Origin of the sequence: Aurantimicrobium minutum, assembly GCF_029892845.1 — a bacterium.
Lineage (GTDB): Bacteria > Actinomycetota > Actinomycetes > Actinomycetales > Microbacteriaceae > Aurantimicrobium > Aurantimicrobium minutum_B.
Window position 1 is genome coordinate 269,478 of the sequence record NZ_JARXVT010000003.1, and the last position, 13,768, is coordinate 283,245.

The window sequence follows — 13,768 nt, forward strand, 5'->3', positions numbered from 1 at the left end:
TTTTACATACGCTCCGGTGCAGAAACACCGAGCAAACCAAGACCATTGCGAATAACCTGACCGGTCGCATCGTTGAGCCATAGACGTGTGCGTTGAAGATCTGTTACTTCTTCTTCTGCCTGTGGAATAACACGGCACTTGTCATACCAGCGGTGGTAGTAGCCTGCTACTTCTTCGATGTAGCGTGCAACGCGGTGCGGTTCACGAAGTTCAGCAGCCTGAGCAACAATGCGAGGGAACTCTTGTAGAACACCCAGAAGCTGTGATTCAGCTTCGTGATCTAGGAGTTCTGGAGCGAAACCATCCTCGCGTCGCACACCAGATGCTTCTGCGTTCCGCGCAACAGCACAGGTTCGGGCGTGGGCATATTGCACGTAGAAGACAGGGTTGTCATTGGTCTTTTTGCCCAGAAGGTCAAGATCAATATCAAGCTGCGAGTCACTAGAGCTACGCACAAGCGCATAACGGCCAGCATCCACGCCAACGGCTTCAACCAAGTCTTCAAGGGTGACGATGGTTCCAGCACGCTTACTCATGCGCATGGGCTTTCCGTCACGAACAAGATTGACCATCTGGCCAATCATGATTTCGAGATTCACACCAGGTTCGTCTCCAAATGCAGCGCACATTGCCATCATGCGGGCAACATAACCATGGTGGTCAGCACCCAACATGATGATGTTGCGATCAAAGCCACGCTCACGCTTGTCTAAGTAATACGCAAGGTCACCAGCAATATAGGCGGCCTGACCATCACTCTTGATGATTACACGGTCTTTGTCGTCACCTAGATCTGTTGTGCGGAGCCAAGTAGCTCCATGTTGTTCAAAGATGTGGCCCTGTTGGCGGAGTCGCTCAACAGCTCGCTCTACTGCTCTTGATTCGTGAAGCGAGTCCTCGTGGAAGTACACATCAAAGTCCACACCAAACTCATGCAGGCTGGCCTTGATCTCACCAAACATGAGTTCCACACCTAGGGAACGGAATACTTCCTGCATTTCTTCTCGAGGAAGAACTGTCAGATCGTTCGCATACGCAGTGGTTACACGGGCTGCAATGTCATGGATATATGCCCCTCCATAACCATCTTCGGGAGCAGGTTCGCCGAGATGTGCCGCAATAAGACTGCGAGAGAAGCGGTCAATCTGTGCACCATGGTCGTTGAAGTAGTACTCACGTGTGACTTCACCACCAGCTGCGTAGAGAATACGAGCTAGCGAGTCACCCACGGCAGCCCAGCGTGTGCCGCCCATGTGGATAGGGCCTGTGGGGTTTGCAGAGACGAACTCAAGATTGAGTTTCACGCCTCGGTAAACATCACCGCGACCGTATTCAGTACCACTTTCAACGATGGTTTTCGCTAGAGCACCAGCTGATGCCGCATCAAGACGAATGTTGATAAATCCAGGTCCTGCAACTTCAACAGAAGCAATTCCTTCAACTGATTCGAGTTCAGTTGCAAGTTCGGTCGCAAGCTCACGCGGGTTCAATCCCCAAGGCTTAGCAAGTTTGAGAGAAATACTGGATGCCCAGTCGCCGTGGTCGCGGTTTTTTGGTCGCTCAAGAACAACGTCATCAACAGAAAGGGAGGAAACGTCGTTGTTTCCACGTTGAGCAACGAGAATGATGCGCTCAAAAAGTTCACGAGCTAGGTCTTGAGGGGTCACAATGCTCAATTCTATCGGCCGGGATGCCCATAGCTTGACTGATAGCCTAGTTCTGTCCCGCCCTCGTAGCTCAGGGGATAGAGCATTGGTTTCCGGTACCAAAGGTCGGAGGTTCGAATCCTCTCGAGGGCACTAGTTTCCCAAAATAAGTTGGTGAAATTCATCAACTGACTGTTTTGAAATATCTAGCTACCTAAAGCACTTTCATATTCATCTAAATATTTGAGTGACATTTCTTTAGCAGAGAAATTCCTATTCTTCGTTTGCCATTTTGTTATATTTCGGGAAAGTGTTTCGAATGCAGTTTTTGATAAAACTTCTTCATTTATCTGCATTATCCAGTGTTCCGGGGAATTCTTAGGATCGATTATCACACCGACACCTGCTTGGGTGATTCTCTCCTCAACAGCACCAGAACCTGAAAAAGCAACTACAGGAATGCCGAGCGATAGCAATTCTGTTAAGGCATGACTGAATGTTTCATGAGTTATCGAAGGAAGAAAAGCAACCTGAGGTTGAATTTTATTGACTAGGGAAGGCAAATCTGAGACTGAATAAGGCCCATAGTTCTTGACGTTTTCACTTAAGAGTTTCCTCAATGGTCCTAATAAATGAATCTCGAAGTTGTGGGAATTTGCGTACTCTGCAAATTTACGAACTTTGTACTCTCCCTTGTGGGGGCCTATGTCACCAAGCACCAAAATTCTTAACTTCTCGTGAATCACTTGATCTTTCGAAGCTCTGACATCAAATTGAACTGAAGTGGTGTGAGGAGCGACCCTGATTTTTGACTGAAGATGAGGGAAAATTGTCCTTAAATCTGACCCAGCTGATTTCGAAGGTACAAATATGCCAGATGCACCAGATAGAAATTGACCCATCTGTTCTTGCCAGCGATGAACCAATCCATTTTTCAAAAAGCGCAACTCATATTTTGGCCAGAGCGCAGTCTGACAATAACCAGTACCTGAAGTGCAAACTCCTCCGCAAAAAACTAGATTTTCATCAAGGAGATTATGAGAAGCGCAAACAGAATAATAATCATGAAAGGTGAAGAAATATGGAATGTTGAAATAACTTGAAATTTCCTTAATTCCAATACTTTGCCAAGCCATATGTTCTATTTGAATTATGTCAATATCGAGGTGACCGAGAATAACGGAAAAGAGATAGTCATAATCACTACTTCTGTGAGAAAAAGGCTCTACCGGATTTGGGAGTTCAACTTCAAATAACTCATGAACTTGGTCCGCACCAATTGACAATCTGACACGGCCACGATCGCAAACCAAGGTAAAAATGTCGAAGTTATCTTCCAACTGACCAAATAATTTGGATGTTGTTGCAGGTAAACCACCACCACTTATCGGTTGCACAAGTAATATTCTTTTTTTCCCAGAATTTAGTGGCAACGAAGTATTGACTGGAATTAATTTGTCAATTGGCAAAGCCCTGAAACGCAGTGTTCTGAGGTCAGATTGTGCTGATGCAAGAACTTCCCAACAAGTTTCACAACCAACATTTAATCGAAGAGCGTTTGATAGCGTTTCTGATATTTCGATTGGAATTTGCTTGACCGAAATTCCTCTACCGGCTAGCTTCATCGAAAGATTTGAAGCAATTTCTGTAACTGAACCTGACAGCAAAGCTGCATCTCGATTAAAAATTTCAAATGCCCTCCGGGAGAGTCCCCAGAGTCTGACATCGATATATTTTGCTTCTTCTGCTCTGAATATGTCAAAACCCCACTGAACATGACCAATAGGGCTAGCTACAACTCTGAACGAATTTATAAGTGATTTTTCATCAGCAAGATTTTGAATGTGCAATCGAAGTATGTCGTTCAATGAAAAATCCTGTAAACAAGATGCTTCTGCGATTACAACTGAGCTCCAATTTTGTTTTCCCAAAATGTTGTAAAGCCAATTGGGGTCAGGAGTATTTTTCAAATCCAAGTCTGGATAATGAGCGCATTTAAATCCCCTAACCAAAGCATATTCAAGACCGAGCTTGGCTATTTGGGAACCGAAATGAGAAGCTGTTGCAAACTCTTCGTCCGAATAGTAGTTAAGAATTGTTAGTGAAGCATGTAGTTGCTCACCAAAATCTTTCGCCGTATCTGCACGATTCCTGCGCAAATGAAATTTTGTTGATTCGGATAGTCGTTGATCTATCTCTTCAGGGAGAAGTAACCCCCTTGAGGTCCTCAATAAATCGATAACTGTTGCAATTGAAACATTCTTGAAAGCAGGAATAAATTTAAATGTTCTAACAAAAAGGTAGATACTGACTCGAACAAATTGTTCAGTCATCAACAATAGAAATTTCTTGAAAGAATTCATGGGTATACCTACTTGACGTCCCAAGTAAAGATCTCTTGTGCTTCACGCGTTACATCAAGAAATTCATATCCATGTGAATTGTCGGGTTCTAGATAAGCTCCCTCTGCCCATTCGTTCCATGCATTAATCACTACAAAGGCTTCTTCCTGAGCAAATCTTGATGAAGAGTATCGCAACGCGTCAATAAGCCATTCTCTGTAAAGCTCTGGCGAACGCCCTTTCAAAATTAAGGTATTAGTCCCATGCCTTGGTGAAGGGTCCCAGGAAACAACTAATCCAGGAATTACAGGAAGATGCCCCCGCCTTGTGTAATTTGTGTAGAGATTGACAACATCTTCATATTCGATGACATGGCCTTTAATGTTGTTTAGCTCAATCGATTGAAATCTGGGAAGATTTTCTAATTCTTGCATGTGATAAATAGGGCGTTCGGCTTCTGCAGAGAAACCCGAATTTGCTGCATCAAAAGTGTCACCCGTTTGAATCGTAATCAGGTATGGGGGCAAAAGACCTGCTGCGGAGCAGATTGCGTTCCAGGTCTCCACGATAAATCCCAAACCAGGAATATCTGAAGTTCTGTAAACAAAAAGTACCGGTCTTCCTGCTACTTTTACGTATCTTGTATCACGAAAAAAGGGGATTAAATACTTGATAAAATTTTCGGCATCTGAAAGCGAATAATCCTGATCAAGTATGACCTCTCCAGCTCCTCCGTCCCATTTTCGAGACCATGATTCATTGGCCCAACAAAAACAGAAATTCATTGGAATATCAGGGTTCTCCAACAAGATTTGCGCAGGTTTTTCAAGGATCTGAGTACCCCCGAACCAATAATGGTAGAAAATCTGACCATACACACCACCCCTTTCCATCAAGGAGGCTTGTTTGCGAAGGATTTCAGGATTATCCAAACGATAGTGTCCTATATCAGCATGCGGAACTCGGGGCTGATCATGGCCAGAATATTTTGGTTTACTTGCCGTAACTCTTGTCCATTCTGTAAACCCTTTTCCATGCCATTCGTCGTTGAGCGGTATGGGATAAAACTGGGGCAAGTAAAAACTGAGGACTTTGGGAGTAACTTGCGAAGGAATTTCTATGCTCTCCTTCATTGTTCAATACCAATTTTAGAACCGGTATTTATTTTGGATCGTACTAGTTCGCTCAGTAACTCAAAATAAATTACAAAGGAGACAATCATGAACGCCGTAGTCGCAAAAAACGGCAATCTGGCATCGGCTGCATTTCCAAACAGAATTAATCCGGTGAGATACCCAACTCCCGCAAGATAAAGGCTTCCTAAAATCAGCAATCGACTAGAAAATAGCTCACGACATTTCCTAAAAGAAACAACCAACACAATAGCAATTGTTGACAACATCAAAATGAACCACGGCCTTAAGAAAAAGAGGCCAGAATTCGAAATGGTTGCTGATACAAGTTTGTCTCTGAGGGATGATGGCTGAAGTGCAATTCCGTAAGGATTTTCAGAAATACCAGGATCTGTAATTAAAAATTGATCTCCGAAGTTCAGCCCTAATAAATATTTAGCCATTTGGCGGTGCTGATGAGTGAAACAAAATGGTTGTTCTTGTATTGCTTTAAGCCAGGCATCGTTTAATGTTTTGCCAGATTTCACTTGAGAAAGCAGACCTTGTGAAAGATTTACATGCCTTGGATCGTAAGTTTTAGAAATTTCTTCAAGGGTCATACCTGGAGCTGAATTCCCAAAAAGGTTTTCTCCACTACAAATACTTGCTCCAGCTAACTCAAGTTTTTGAATTGGTGGGAAGAATTCTTCTGTGCCTCCAAGCTGATTGAAGGTAGGAAGTGAATAGTGGTCGAGCTGAGTTTTGATTCCAAAAAAGGAAATACAAATAACAAAGCCAGCAATAAGCGCAAAGAATACTTGGCGTTTGGGTTGTTTAATTATTCGCTCCGCAATAAACCAAGCTATTGCGATTATTAATGGGAAAGCTGCACTAACAGAATTGTGCCTAGTTGATATACCAATGAAAATCAGGGCAAAAGAAAAAGTAATTGCTAAATAAAAAAGTGACCTACGTTTGACTTTCCTAACAGCCACTGCAATTGCGAACCCGGCGAGTAGAAATGCGGCCGTTAATACGTCTTTCCATATGACTGTTATCGTCCCTGCGATAACTGGGATTGAAAGGTAAACAAATTGGAAAGCAATACTCGCAGAGACCTTTTTTGTAAGGGAATACACCAAACTCGAAATGGCTACTAATAAAAGTGAGACCTGAGCAAAATGCATCATTGAAGGGTTATCAGAAACTCGATCAACAAACCACCAGATATAACTCACCATTGGAGGCCAAATTGAATCAGAAACCCCTTCGCGCGCTCCTGTCAATGCGTGAATTGAGTCGTAAGACATAAATCCTGGGTAATAAACAAAACAAAGTAGTGCTGCAACAAGAAGCGGCCAAATAATTACAAGGCCTACTTTGTATGTGGCGTTATATTTGTTTGAATTCATAGTTCCCGCTCTTCACTAAATATCCCACTAAAAAAGAAATAGAGCATCAAACATAAATGAACATGAATTTGCTTTGCCCCCAATAATAATTTAATCCTAGGGGTTAGTAAGAAACGTTCTTTCGTGAACTGAAAACATTCTTATATCCGCGAACGTTCAAAGCTAATTTCAAAATTGTAGGTCTTTTTGCAATCTTGAGAACTAATTTTTTACGAAAATTAAAACCTGTGTCATCAAATATTTCGTTAAGAAAATCAATCGCAATTTGATGCCCTTCAAAATCTTTATCTCTTGCAGCAACAGTTGCATCGTGAATCGCGGCCGAAATCATTCTTGGAGCTAGATGCTGATGAATAAATTTGGGGTAATAGTCGGAATCAGGGTTAAAAAAACTCAAATATTTCCTGTAAAACTTAATCCGACTTTTGGGGAAAGAATGGTTTCTTGATGAATTATGAGGATGAATTCGATAATTAATTAGTGCATTTGGAGTGTATTCGTATGCCCAACCAGCAACAAATATCCTCATAAAAAGATCATCATCTTCATATCCTCTAAATTGGGTATCGAAACCACCAACACTGAGGAAAGCTTCCCGTCTTATTAATGAAGCGGAAGGTAGCATCATCAAATCTTGTGAAATTAGCCCAAAAACTGAATTTACCGGTGGGATGTATTCTTGTTTTGCTAAAAATTGCCTTCGAATAAATCGATTCTGGTCGTCAAATTCATTGAAATCGCTGTATACCCAGCCGAGTTTTGGATTGTCAGCAAAAAAAGGAACCATTTCGGAAACATGGGTGGGCTCCCAGGTATCGTCTTGATCTAAGAAACCTATCAAATCCCCCTGAGCACTTTTCACACCTGCATTTCGAGCTGAACCTTGTCCGTTATTGTCTTGTTCTAATAATTTGACAATTTTTCTAGCTCGAGGGTTTCGATTTAAATATTGATTCAAAATCTCAACTGAAGAATCACTAGAACCATCGTTGACGATTAGAATTTCCGCAACCTGTTGTGTCTGGTTCAAAATGCTTTCTATTGCATCAATGAGGTGTCTTTCACCGTTATATAGAGCAATTACAGCAGAAACGCTAACTTGTTGATTTGAAGCGACCATATTCAAAGTGTATGCGCCTTTAATTTGAGGTAGTTGACGATAGTCGCTCAGAATTTTCTACCAGAAGATTGCTCAAATATGTTCCGTAACCACTTTTTGAAAGTGCATTCGCTTGGAGAGAGAGTTCCTCTGAAGAAATCCAACCATTGCGCCATGCAATTTCCTCAATGCATCCAATTTTAAATCCTTGGCGATCTTCAATTACACGAACGTATTCTGAAGCTTGCATCATTGATTCGAATGTCCCGGTGTCTAGCCAGGCGGTACCTCGGTCAAGTGTTTGAACGTTGAGTTCTCCAAGTTCCAGGTAACGCTGGTTTACAGAAGAAATTTCGAGTTCCCCTCGATCACTTGGAACGATACCTTTAGAAATTTCGACAACCTTGTTGTCATAGAAATATAGACCCGGAACAGCGTAATTACTTTTTGGATATTCGGGTTTTTCCTCGATTGACACTGCTCGATTGTTGCTATCAAATTCAACGACACCATATGATTTAGGGTTTGAAACGTGATAAGCAAAGATAGTCGCACCAGATTTGTCTGCATTATTAGAGAGTGCAGTACCTAAAGACTCTCCATGGAAAATATTGTCGCCGAGTACGAGAGCGACATTATCTTCACCAATAAATTGTTCTCCGATGATAAAAGCCTGAGCTAAGCCATCTGGTGACTCTTGAACCTCATAATGAAGTTGAATTCCCAGCTCTGAACCATCACCTAGTAAAGCTTGAAATTGAGACTTATATTCGGGTGTAGAAATGATCAATATTTCACGAATTCCGGCAAGCATCAATGTAGAAAGTGGGTAGTAGATCATTGGCTTGTCATAAATGGGCATTAACTGTTTTGAGATGCCTTTAGTAATTGGCCACAAACGGGTCCCCGACCCGCCTGCAAGAATAATTCCGCGCAATTTACTTCCCTCGTTCTATATACATTCTCATCTATCCCAAAGATTTAAGATATTGAGAAACTACGTCCTTGCTTTCCCCGACAACTTGAAGATTTCCCTTTTCAAGCCACGCTGCTTGATCACACATATCTTTTATCGACTCCATCGAGTGGCTAACAAGAATTACAGTTCTTCCAGACATTTTGAAGTCTTTGAATTTATCTAAGCATTTTCTTTGAAATGCTTCATCACCAACGGCTAATACTTCATCAGCAACCAAAATATCTGGTTCAACGCTTATGGCAACAGAAAAACCAAGCCTCACATACATTCCTGATGAATAGTTTTTAATTGGCTGGTCAATGAACTGCTCAACCCCCGAGAAATCTACAATTTCGTCGTACTTTGAATCGATTTCTTTTTTCGACATCCCGAGAATCGAGCCATTGAGATAAATATTTTCTTTGCCCGATAACTCGTGATGAAATCCTGATCCAACCTCAAGTAATGCAGCCATCCGTCCGTTGTAAGTAATTGAGCCCTTGTTAGGCGAATAAATCCTGGCGAGGCACTTCAGCAAAGTTGACTTTCCAGAGCCGTTACTTCCGATCAATCCGAAAGTAGAACCAGCTTTGACGTCGAAGGTTACATCATTTACCGCAGTGAATTCTTCATAACGAGAAATTCTTCCCCGCATAATTGCAGATTTGAGACTCTGGTTTCTTTCATGATGAAGCTTAAATAATTTTGAGACATTTCGAACCTCAACAGCATTCGTCATAATGCCTCCGCTAAATTTTTATCTTTTTTGGAGTAGATCAAAACTCCTAATGCAAGTGAAACAAAGGACCACAGGAAACAGGTCAAGAGGGATGTAGCACTAGGAGCAGTTACGTCATAGAGGACTGTCCTGAAAACATTGATGAACTGTTCCATGGGATTTAAGGAATACACATCCATCAGCGTTATATTCGAACCAAATAATGGCCCCATTTTTTCTGATTGTGTCGCCACCAAACTGAGTGGATAGATCACAGGCGTCAGGTACATCCACAACTGCAGTGCTATGGAAATGAGATGTTCAGTATCTCTGAAGTACACATTCACAATCGACAGAATCAAACTCAAGCCCACTGCAAATACAAACATCAAGAGCATTATCAAAAGCAAATATGGCAAGGTAATCCAAACCTTTGCCCCAGCAATTACTAAAGCTACCAAAAGAACTAACATCTCAAAAAGCCAGTTGTACCCAATCGCTACAACATCAGATATGGGCAAAACAACCCTGGCAAAATAAACCTTTTGTATAAGTGACTCATTTGCGACCAGGGATTGAACACCTGCGCTGAGTGCTCTAGCAAAAAAGAGCCAAGGAAGTAACCCGCAGAGCAGCCATAACGCAAAAGAATCAATACCGCTGGGATTTCCAGGACCAGGTGTTACTCGAAATACGAAAGCAAATACAAAGGTGTAAACAAGCATCAAGGCAAGCGGATTTGCCAGCGACCAGAGCTGACCGAGAATAGTTTTTTTGTACTTGCCTTTTATTTCTCGAACTGCGAGATTGAGCATGAGTTCTCTGGACCCAAATACATCTTTGATGTAAGACATTAGGCACTCCGCTCTTTAGCGAAAGTCTTCTCCAGAATCAGAAAAATGGCCGAATTGTAAATAAATGGCACATTACTTTTTTGGAGGAACATAGAGTCGAGTTTAGCAACCAAGCCTAGATATAAACTCACAGCTGAAGATATCTTCGGTGCAAGTAGTTGAAGGAATAAAATGCTGGAGTCACTGAGAACTAAGTTTTTATCCAATTGGGTTCCCGTTTCCCTTTTTCTGATTGGATTCTTGGGACTTGGAACCGCAAGTCTTCTTCATGGCAACATCATGTCCCTCTTTGATGAGTGGGGATACCTGGACTACCTATTTAAAATCCCAAGTCAAGGAATTGTCCTCAAGGGTGAGTTTTATGGCAATCAAGCTATGGAACTCATGGCCTGCAAAGGCGAGGTACCCTTCGGGATAATGGGAGGAGCTTGTGGGAGTAACTACGACCCAACTACCTTCCCAAATGGTGGAATAGTTACGACAGACCCATACACTCCCCTTTATTTTTGGTTTACGTGGCTTTTAGGGTGGATTTTCGACATCATCCCTGGAGTCGGACAAGTCGCAGCTTGGCGACTGGCAAATATTTTATGGCTGTGTGCCGGCCTCATTACCTTCTATAGATTAGGTCGCCTTTGGAAGGCACCCAAAATAGCTATTTTTGCAATCGGGCTCATCATCATCGGCTCACCATTTTCATACTGGGCTTATACATACGTCAGTACTGATGCGCCATCATTTTTCTTTGGAGCTTTATTGCTTCTTCTTGCTTCAAAATACGTTCGCGGAACTGTCCCAGCCTGGGTACTCATTTTGGTCTCAGTTATAGCAACTCTTTTCAAAGTTACGAACATCCTCGCTGTCTGTTCCATCGCACTTTTCCTGCTGATTTACTCCATTTATTGGAAGCGCAAAAGTCGATCTGAAGATTCACTTGTTACTAGTCAAGGTATTAGCTTCAATTTTTGGAAAGCACTGTTTGTCTCTGGGCTTGCCATAGGGCTATCAGTGATTGCCGAGATTTCTTGGCTCAAATTCCATGATGCGATTGCAGCAACTTCAGCATCAGTTGACCAAGGAATCAACAGTGCATTGACTTGGTATGAACTTCTGCGCTTAACTTCACTTACAACCTCGACGCTTGGAATGACTATTCCAGTAAATGGCTTACCAGGACTCACTACACTCCCTCTACCTGACTACCTCCTTACTCCTTTGATGTGGATTATCGTCGGTGGAGTCCTGGCTGCATTTTGGTCTATGAAAAAAGGGAATTCACGAAACCCCATCATTGTTACTGGAGTAATAACGATGGTAGTAGCTGGTCCAGTATTAGCTCTTGCACTTCAAGTTATGGCTGGGTCCTATTTTGTGCTTCCACCAAGATATATGGCCCCTGTGATGGCGGCAGTGCTCTTACCCGCACTATTTACAATGAAAAACAAAATTGCGCTGTGGTTCATTTCCAGCTATGGCTTAGCTCTACTTCTTGGGCTGATTGCAGCTTCTTGGGTAATTTCCACAGTTGAACTAGGCGGGTAAATCAGTTATCTGCAGGTATTCTTTAGCCCTGTATTCCCACGACCAAAATTCTAATAACGATGGTTGAATTTTAGGCAAGGGATGGCTGACTGCATCATTCAGAGTTTTGGCTAGTGAATCAACAGAGTCACTGGTGACGACTCTCACAGGCGCTCCCTGGCTAACAAGTTTCGCCACACCAGGTGCGTTGTAGGTAACGACTTGTGCGCCTGCTGCGACTGCCTCAAGGAGTGTCGTTTGAAATCCTTCTGAGAGTTCAGTTGGGTTTACATAAACCGAGCTAGACAGAGTCCGCATCACTTCGTATTGGGAAACTTTGCCCTTAAATAAAGCTTCATCTGTGAGCCCAAGCTTGTTTGCTAGCAACTGCAAATTGGGCATCTCTGATCCATCCCCCAAGAGTTCGAGAGTAGGGGAAAATCCATCTTCTTTGAGTAATGCGATTGCCTTGAGAGTTTTATCTGCACCTTTGCCTGGAACAAGTCTCCCTACAAAAACAAATCTAGGGTTACCACTACTAATAAGTTTTTGGTTTGATACTTCTTGAGTTGAGAGATCAACTGCGTTATAGAAAATTTCAGACTGAATTTTGGCTAATTTATATACAAAATCTGCGACGTTCTCTGAGACAGCCAGGACTAGGGTTGAATTCCTCAGCGAGTATTTCCCTAGAGTGAGGTCTACTGCGCGACTCATGAGCCCTACTAAGAACCCAACTCCCCGCACAAAGCCAGAACCATGTTCTGTATGAACAACTGGAATCCGATTTTTACGACCAAGAAAAACACCAATCCAAGTCATTGGAAAGAAACGTGTGTGAGTTGAGAGGACAGAGGGTTGTAAATCCTCAATTATTGAATTCACCTTCTGAAAACCGAGGAAAGTCGGGAAAGAAATCACATCTCCGAAACCAAATCCTCGTTTGATTCGAATTACAGAAATCCCGTCTTCAATTGAATGTGACGGTTCTTTCGAAAGCGTTACAACTGTACATAGCTGACCAAGATTAACCAGCGACTTGGCGAGATTGTAAACATGGTTTTCTACTCCCCCTGTTTTAGGTGGGTAATTATTGACCAAAAACAGAAAATGTTTCTGACCATTATTCAAACTCATATTCAAATCGTATGTCACCAACCTGCTTACCAAGGCTTCACGGTATTCTCATTAAAGTTCGTAATAAGTTGAGGGATGGGTGTTTCATTGGTTGGCATCTCTGTAATTATCCCCATGATTCGATATGACACTTGGCTTGATGAAGCGGTTCACAGCATCCTCAATCAGGAGGATGTATCTGTTCAAGTCGTAGTTGTTCACGACGGCATCGAACCTGACCCGACGAAGTCTTGGCATACCGACTCCAGAGTAACAATCGTTCATTCGCCCGCAAGAGTTGGACAGGCAGCTGGGATGAACCTTGGGGTTAGGCATGCCGAATACGACCTCATCGCGAGATTAGACAGCGATGACGTGTCTTCACCAAGAAGGCTTGCAGCTCAAGTCGCATACTTAACTTCAATTCCAGGAGCGGTCGCTACCGGGACACGTGTGATGCGAATTGACGACCAGAGTGCTGAAATTTCTGAATTGAAATACCCTTCTGGGCCTGATGTAAGAAAACATCTGATACTTCAAAACGTTGTCCCCCATTCATCGTTATTGATGAAAAAACATGCTTTCTACGAAGCTGGCGGATACGACCCATCCATCAGGCAAATGGAGGACTACGAATTTATACTCCGACTTGCATTGCTCGGTCCAATTGGAAATGTGGATGAGTTACTTACCCAGTACAGAGTTCATCCCGGCCAGGTGAGCCGTGGAGCTGCACCTCGTGGGTCTCACATCCAAAAGGTCCTGATTGCCCGCAAGCAGCTATCGAAGAACTTGGGTGATTCGTATCTCAACTACGCGATAAAAGCTTTGGTTTGGCAAGCAGTTCAATATTTGAGGTACTACAAAATCGTTAAGCCAGGATACGAACGAAAATCCTAATTTTGCCCCAATATTCGTTCACAAACTAATGGTTGTTTGGCACAAGACTTATTGTTTGCGTGATGTAGCGAGACACGTTGACAATTTCAC

11 protein-coding genes and 1 tRNA gene are annotated in these 13,768 nt (G+C 42.6%); 3 read left to right on the forward strand and 9 right to left on the reverse strand.

Annotation, left to right across the window (positions count from 1 at the left end):
- Positions 1 to 2 precede the first annotated feature (2 nt).
- Positions 3 to 1,667 (reverse strand): arginine--tRNA ligase, encoded by a 1,665-nt coding sequence (argS, locus tag M2118_RS05860; protein ID WP_432418380.1) that lies wholly within the window; start codon positions 1,665 to 1,667, stop codon positions 3 to 5.
- Between the two features lie 59 nt (positions 1,668 to 1,726).
- Between argS and M2118_RS05865 the strand changes: the two genes are divergently transcribed.
- Positions 1,727 to 1,799, forward strand: a tRNA-Arg gene (locus M2118_RS05865).
- A 53-nt stretch (positions 1,800 to 1,852) separates the two neighbouring features.
- On the opposite strand, the gene M2118_RS05870 is transcribed toward M2118_RS05865, so the two are convergent.
- The 7 genes from M2118_RS05870 to M2118_RS05900 form a co-directional block, all read right to left on the reverse strand.
- Entirely contained in the window at positions 1,853 to 4,009 is a 2,157-nt protein-coding gene (locus M2118_RS05870; protein ID WP_280794995.1) for a glycosyltransferase, read from the reverse strand.
- An 8-nt stretch (positions 4,010 to 4,017) separates the two neighbouring features.
- On the reverse strand, positions 4,018 to 5,121 hold the full coding sequence (locus M2118_RS05875; RefSeq protein ID WP_280794996.1) for a glycosyltransferase WbsX family protein: 1,104 nt from the start codon (positions 5,119 to 5,121) through the stop codon (positions 4,018 to 4,020).
- Positions 5,118 to 6,512: a hypothetical protein gene (locus M2118_RS05880; RefSeq protein WP_280794997.1), complete on the reverse strand. Its 1,395-nt coding sequence runs from the start codon at positions 6,510 to 6,512 to the stop codon at positions 5,118 to 5,120. The genes M2118_RS05875 and M2118_RS05880 overlap by 4 nt, the downstream gene beginning before the upstream one ends.
- A gap of 103 nt (positions 6,513 to 6,615) precedes the next feature.
- Positions 6,616 to 7,632 carry a glycosyltransferase family 2 protein gene (locus tag M2118_RS05885; protein ID WP_280794998.1) on the reverse strand — a complete coding sequence of 339 codons (1,017 nt, stop codon included), beginning with the start codon at positions 7,630 to 7,632 and terminating at the stop codon, positions 6,616 to 6,618.
- 19 nt (positions 7,633 to 7,651) lie between these two features.
- Positions 7,652 to 8,548, reverse strand: coding sequence for a glucose-1-phosphate thymidylyltransferase RfbA (gene rfbA, locus M2118_RS05890; RefSeq protein WP_280794999.1), 897 nt, complete (start codon positions 8,546 to 8,548; stop codon positions 7,652 to 7,654).
- A 31-nt stretch (positions 8,549 to 8,579) separates the two neighbouring features.
- The gene (locus M2118_RS05895) at positions 8,580 to 9,308 is read right to left on the reverse strand and encodes an ABC transporter ATP-binding protein (RefSeq protein WP_280795000.1); all 729 of its coding nucleotides are present in this window, start codon (positions 9,306 to 9,308) and stop codon (positions 8,580 to 8,582) included.
- Positions 9,305 to 10,141, reverse strand: a complete 837-nt coding sequence (locus M2118_RS05900) for an ABC transporter permease (protein ID WP_280795001.1) — start codon at positions 10,139 to 10,141, stop codon at positions 9,305 to 9,307. Before M2118_RS05900 ends, M2118_RS05895 begins: the two co-directional genes overlap by 4 nt.
- A gap of 171 nt (positions 10,142 to 10,312) precedes the next feature.
- Between M2118_RS05900 and M2118_RS05905 the strand changes: the two genes are divergently transcribed.
- The gene (locus M2118_RS05905) at positions 10,313 to 11,683 is read left to right on the forward strand and encodes a hypothetical protein (protein WP_280795002.1); all 1,371 of its coding nucleotides are present in this window, start codon (positions 10,313 to 10,315) and stop codon (positions 11,681 to 11,683) included.
- Here the strand turns inward: M2118_RS05905 and M2118_RS05910 are convergent.
- A complete protein-coding gene (locus M2118_RS05910; RefSeq protein WP_280795003.1) occupies positions 11,672 to 12,799 on the reverse strand; it encodes a glycosyltransferase family 4 protein in 1,128 nt (375 codons plus the stop codon). The genes M2118_RS05905 and M2118_RS05910 overlap by 12 nt on opposite strands.
- A gap of 75 nt (positions 12,800 to 12,874) precedes the next feature.
- On the opposite strand from M2118_RS05910, the gene M2118_RS05915 reads away from it, so the two are divergent.
- Positions 12,875 to 13,678 (forward strand): glycosyltransferase, encoded by an 804-nt coding sequence (locus M2118_RS05915; protein WP_280795004.1) that lies wholly within the window; start codon positions 12,875 to 12,877, stop codon positions 13,676 to 13,678.
- Positions 13,679 to 13,768: the final 90 nt, after the last annotated feature.